The 3,963-nt window shown below is 47.4% G+C and carries 4 protein-coding genes; all 4 read left to right on the forward strand.

Going from position 1 to position 3,963, the window contains the following annotated elements:
• A partial coding sequence (locus tag JHC35_RS00775) for an NADP-dependent isocitrate dehydrogenase (protein ID WP_295041473.1) occupies positions 1-515 on the forward strand: 515 nt, incomplete at its 5' end.
• Positions 516-644: 129 nt separating this feature from the next.
• Positions 645-1,607, forward strand: a complete 963-nt coding sequence (gene mdh / locus JHC35_RS00780) for a malate dehydrogenase (RefSeq protein WP_295041474.1) — start codon at positions 645-647, stop codon at positions 1,605-1,607.
• Positions 1,604-2,995: a class II fumarate hydratase gene (gene fumC / locus JHC35_RS00785; RefSeq protein WP_295041475.1), complete on the forward strand. Its 1,392-nt coding sequence runs from the start codon at positions 1,604-1,606 to the stop codon at positions 2,993-2,995. Before mdh ends, fumC begins: the two co-directional genes overlap by 4 nt.
• Before the next feature lie 19 nt (positions 2,996-3,014).
• Positions 3,015-3,963, forward strand: a 949-nt coding sequence (gene sucC / locus JHC35_RS00790; RefSeq protein ID WP_295041476.1) for an ADP-forming succinate--CoA ligase subunit beta, incomplete at its 3' end; no start/stop codon positions are given.

Raw genomic sequence — 3,963 nt, forward strand, 5'->3', positions numbered from 1 at the left:
TTCCGTTGCTTGCGGGCGGTGGATTGTTCGAAACGGGTGCAGGCGGATCGGCTCCGAAACACGTAGAGCAATTCTTGAGCGAAGGGCACCTTCGCTGGGATTCACTCGGTGAGTTCTTGGCATTGGCGGAAGCATTGCGCCACATCAACAAAACAGCGCAAAGCTCTAAAGTAGCTGTTTTGACAGAAGCTTTGGATGAAGCGAATGCGGGATATTTGGATAACAACAAAGCTCCGGGACGTTCAGCGGGAGAGCCGGATAACAAAGCAAGCCATTTCTATGTTGCTCAATACTGGGCTAACGCTTTGGCTAAATCTTCTGATGCAGAATTGGCGGCAAAATTTGCTCCGATTGCAAAAGCTTTGGTAGAAAATGAGGCTAAAATTATGGAAGAACTTCTTGCTGTAGAAGGAAAACCTCAAGATATCGGTGGCTACTTCCACCCAGATTTCGCGAAAGCTGAAAAAGCAATGCGTCCAAGTGCAACATTGAACGCGATTATTGCAAGTATCTAAGTGCAAATGGTTGGGGGGTAACCCCCAATCGTTTTTACTTTGTAGAGTTGACTCAATAGAGTAAAGGCGATTGAAACGTCTTTTGTCTCTTTTTAAAAGGGATATAAATATGTCACAAGGAGTAGTTAAATGATAAGCGGAAAACGTGTCGGAATCGTAGGGGCAGGTAATGTTGGTTCAACAATCGCCTACTCGCTGGCAATGCTTGGATCGTGTCATGAAATCATTTTGCGTGACAATAAAATCGAGATTGCGAAGGGGAAAGCGCTTGATATGTCTCAAGCCGCTGCAGCCGTCCGAAGTCACTCAACCGTAAAAGTGGCCGAGACGATGGCCGATTTGACCGACTGTGATGTCGTCGTTATCACTGCAGGAAGTCCGCGCTTGCCGGGAATGAGCCGTGATGATTTGTTGATGATCAATGCGAAGGTAACCCGTGAAGTCATCGAAGGGGTTGCGAAATACTCACCGAATGCTATCGTTATCATGGTTTCCAATCCGCTCGATGCAATGACGTACGTCGCATTACGCGAAAGCGGCTTTAACCGCAATCGCGTCATCGGTATGGCAGGGGTCTTGGACAGTGCGCGTATGGCAGCATTTATCCAAGAGAAACTCGGATACGGCGGCGGGCAAATCCGTGCGTCGGTCATGGGGGGACATGGTGATGATATGGTTCCGCTTCCTCGTTATTCGACGGTTGCGGGGGTTCCGCTTTCGGATCTATTAACGCACCAAGAAATTGATGAAATCGTTCAACGCACTCGCAAAGGAGGCGCTGAAATCGTTGCATTGTTGCAAACGGGTTCAGCGTATTATGCTCCGGCAAAAGCGACGGCGATCATGGTAGAAGCGATTTTGAAAGATACTAAACAAATTCATCCGTGTGCCGTCTATCTCGATGGGGAATACGGCTTTAGTAATGTGGTAAGCGGAGTGCCGGTTATGTTGGGAGCCAACGGTGCGGAAAAAATCATCGAAGTGACCCTTGATGAGGCTGAAAAAGCGATGTTTGCTGCATCGTGTAAATCGGTTCAAGGGTTGATCGATACGTTAAATGCCAATAAATTTTTTGAAGGAGCTAAAGTATGAGTTTTCGCATCGAAAAAGATACGATGGGTGAAGTTCGTGTCCCGAATGACACCTACTGGGGGGCGCAAACACAGCGTTCATTAGAAAACTTCCAAATCGGTGAAGAGAAAATGCCTTATGAGATTACGAGAGCATTTTCATACCTAAAAAAAGCGGTTGCTTTGGTCAACTGCGATTTAGGGATGTTGAGCAAAGAGAAAGCCGATGCGATTGCTCAAGCGGCAGATGAAATGTTGGCCGGTAAACTTGATGCGCATTATCCCCTTGTTGTATGGCAAACGGGTTCAGGTACGCAATCGAACATGAACAACAATGAAGTTTTGGCGAGCCGTGCTACCGAAATTCTCGGTGGAGATTTCAGAACTCAAAAATTGGTTCATCCGAATGACGACGTCAACAAATCGCAAAGTTCAAACGATACGTATCCGACTGCACTGCATGTGGCGGCGGTTATTGCGGTAGAGACTCGTCTTCTTCCGGCGATTGATCGTCTTCGTAAAACGCTTATCGCCAAAAGCGAAGCGTTCAGTGACATCGTCAAAATTGGACGTACCCACCTCCAAGATGCAACTCCGTTGACACTCGGTCAAGAGATAAGCGGTTGGATTGAGATGCTCAACAAATGTGAAAAGATGGCCAAAGATTCTCTTGAATCAGTCCGTGAATTGGCTCTCGGTGGCACGGCGGTCGGAACGGGTCTTAATGCCCATCCTGAACTAGGAGAGCGTGTTGCGGCAAAATTGAGTGAGCTTACCGGACATCAGTTCGTAACGGCTCCGAACAAATTTCATGCGTTGACGTCTCATGATGCGCTTGTTTATGCTCACGGCGCGCTCAAAGCACTTGCAGCCGATATGATGAAAATCGCGAACGACGTCCGCTGGTTGGCTAGCGGTCCACGTTGCGGTATCGGTGAGATCACGATCCCCGAAAACGAACCGGGCTCATCGATTATGCCGGGTAAAGTGAATCCGACACAATCCGAAGCGGTCACCATGGTAGCGTGCCAAGTCATGGGTAATGACGCATGTATCGGTTTTGCAGCAAGCCAAGGTAACTTTGAGCTTAACGTATTTAAACCGGTTATCGCATACAACTTTTTGCAATCGGTCCGTTTACTTGCAGATTCGATCGTTTCGTTCAACGATAACTGTGCGGTAGGAATTGAACCGGTACGCGATCAAATCGATGCGTATTTAAATAACTCATTGATGCTTGTTACGGCTCTTAATCCGTACATCGGCTATGAGAACGCGGCGAAAATCGCTAAAACCGCACACAAAGAGAACTCAACACTGAAAGAGACTGCAATTAAACTCGGTCTACTAACAGCCGAAGAGTTCGATAAATACGTCATCCCTAGCGAGATGACAAGCCCAATCAAGTAAACTTAAACAGGAGGAATGGATGAATATTCACGAATATCAAGCAAAAGAATTATTCAAAAAATACAATGTACCGACACCGCGCGGACATATCGCTTTCACACCCGATGAAGCGGTAAAAGCGGCTCAAGAACTCGGCGGAAATATTTGGGTGGTCAAAGCTCAAATCCATGCCGGCGGACGCGGATTGGGCGGCGGGGTTAAACTTGCTCGCTCAACGTCAGAAGTACATGCGTTGGCAGCTGAAATTCTCGGTATGACCTTGGTGACGCATCAAACGGGACCTGAGGGGAAACTCGTTCAAAAAGTCTACATCGAAGAGGGTGCAGACATCAAAAAAGAGTACTATCTTGGTATGCTTCTTGACCGTGCGTCTGAGATGCCGATTATGATGGCATCGACTGAGGGTGGTATGGCGATTGAAGACGTTGCACACAACACGCCGGAAAAAATCATCAAAGTCGCTATCGATCCGTTAACCGGCTTCCAAAGCTTCCACGGTCGCAAATTGGCATTCGGTTTGGGTCTTCAGGTAGAGGAGATCAATACATTCATCAAATTCGCTTCTGCTTTGTATAAAGTATACATGGATCACGATGCGGAGATGATCGAAATCAATCCGTTGATCAAAACGGGTGACGGTAAATTTTTGGCACTCGATGCGAAAATGGGATTTGATAACAATGCTCTCTATCGTCAAAGTCAAGTCAATGAGATGCGCGATTTGAGCGAAGAAGAGCCGACAGAGATCGAAGCGGGCAAATACGGCCTTAGCTACATCAAACTTGACGGTGACGTAGGGTGTATGGTTAACGGTGCAGGGTTGGCGATGGGTACGATGGATACCATCAACTACGAAGGCGGAAAACCGGCTAACTTCCTCGACGTGGGCGGCGGAGCTAATGCGGAAACGGTGGCTAAAGGATTTGAAATCATTTTGAAAGATCCGAACGTCAAAGCAATTTTCGTCA

It is taken from the genome of Sulfuricurvum sp. (assembly GCF_022759005.1).
Classification (GTDB): Bacteria; Campylobacterota; Campylobacteria; order Campylobacterales; family Sulfurimonadaceae; genus Sulfuricurvum.

Excerpts from the sequence above, each read along its gene's own strand:
- mdh (WP_295041474.1), top strand. The coding sequence starts at position 645 with ATGATAAGCGGAAAACGTGTCGGAATCGTAGGGGCAGGTAATGTTGGT.
- fumC (WP_295041475.1), top strand. The coding sequence starts at position 1,604 with ATGAGTTTTCGCATCGAAAAAGATACGATGGGTGAAGTTCGTGTCCCG.